The organism is Pedobacter sp. 01T416_2 (genome assembly GCF_056398925.1).
The window spans coordinates 1-1,905 of record NZ_JBFTQI010000977.1; the positions used below are offsets into that span (position 1 = coordinate 1).

The window sequence follows — 1,905 nt, forward strand, 5'->3', positions numbered from 1 at the left end:
CATTAGGAGACCTCACAATGCAATCTTCGCCTGATAACGATTTGATCGACAGTCTTATGACTTTACCATCTTTCCACTGCAGATCTGTAATTTCGAAGTTCCCTCTTGCTCTTAAACCCTGAATACTTCCTGTTGACCATTGATCGGGCAGGGCAGGTAAAAATTGCAATTCACCAGCCTGGCTTTGTAAGAGCATTTCTGAAACGCCCGCAGTATAACCAAAATTTCCATCAATCTGGAACGGTGGATGTGCACAGAAAAGATTGGTGTAAATGCCGCCACCTTTGTTGTAATCGGTACCTGAGCCACCTACTGGTGTAATGAAGTTCTGTAATATTTTGTAGGCATGATTTCCATCCTGTAGTCTGGCCCAAAAGTTAATCTTCCAGGCCATAGACCATCCTGTCGATTCGTCGCCACGTGCAGTTAAAGTTACCCTCGCGGCTTTGGCAAGTTCTGGTGTTTTAATGGTGCTGATTTCTCTCCCTGGATGCAGACCAAACAGATGAGAAATGTGTCTATGTTGATCTTTGGGATCATCACGGTCGGTTTCCCATTCCTGCAATTGCCCCCATTTGCCAATTTTAGGCTTTAATAAGTGTGCTTTAAGGTCTGCAATGTGTTTTTTGTAATCACCATCAATGCCTAAAATTTCGGCTGCTTCTATATAATTGGTGAAGAGATCGTATACAATTTGCTGATCGTGCGTTACGCCATCTTCAGTTGGCCCATGCTCTGGCGACCAGCCCAATGGCGATACCAAAGTCCCATCTGGTCTTCTTTTCAAGTGGTCGTCCCAAAACTCCGATATCTCCTTTATAATTGGGTAAGCAAAATTCTTTAGATAATCCTTGTCTTTTGTAAAAGCATAGTGCTCCCAAAGTGCTTGTGCATACCACGCGCTACCAGGCGTGTTCCATAAAAAACTCATTCCGCCGAAAATATTATTTTCAGTTTTTACGGTCCAGCCACGGGTATTCGGATATTGTTTGCGTGTGGCAACAGCACTCACTTCCCGCATGCTGTTAATGTAATCGAGGTATGGGAGCTGACATTCAGAAAGATTGGTCGGCCCTGCCAGCCAATAATTCATCTGGATATTGATGTTAGAATGATAATCGCTGCCCCATGGCGGAGTATTGCTTTCGTTCCAGAGACCCTGTAGGTTGGCCGGTAAACCGCCCAGTCTTGATGAACTGATCAAGAGGTATCTTCCGTATTGAAAAATCAACGCTTCTAAGGCTGGATCAGGAGTCTTTTTATAATTGATTAGCCTTTGATAAGTTGGTAAACTGTTGTTTTTAATATCATGCTCACCTAAATTAATAGCCAAACGGTTAAATAATTGCTGGTAATCCTGAATATGTGCTTTTAACAGATTTGAATATGATTTTGTACTTGCTTGTTTCAGGATGCGGTCTATCTTTGAAGCCGGTTCTTCTCCTTTCCAGTTATCGCTACGTTTATTGCTATAATTCGTAGCAGCGGTAAAGAGGATGGTTATGGCATCGGCATTTGCTATTTTTAATTTTTCGCCATCATCGTCTTTAACTGCATGGCTGCTGCCATTTTCGATTTTAACCAAGGCAGTGGCCTGATAAGGCATTCCGTTGGATAACTTGCCAGTAAACTGGATGGTATTTCCGTTTACTGTTACATTGCCCTGATGTGCGTTTTTAAGCCTAACCGTGCCTGAGTATGATTTTTTCTGATCAGCAGTTAACCTTAAAACCATTACTTTATCCGGAAAGCTGCAAAAATATTCACGTTTATAGGTGGTCCCATTTTGAGTGTAATTGATGGAATGGACCGCATCCGTTAGATTTAATTTCCGTGTATAATTGCTGAAATTTTGTTCTTTATTATCGAAATCAATAAATATATCGCCAAAAGCCTGGTACATAC

At 41.8% G+C, this 1,905-nt stretch carries 1 protein-coding gene; it reads right to left on the reverse strand.

The window, feature by feature from the left end:
* Nucleotides 1-1,905 (reverse strand): glycosyl hydrolase family 95 catalytic domain-containing protein (locus AC1DPQ_RS26485; RefSeq protein WP_477611395.1); only part of this gene is annotated, 1,905 nt, incomplete at both ends.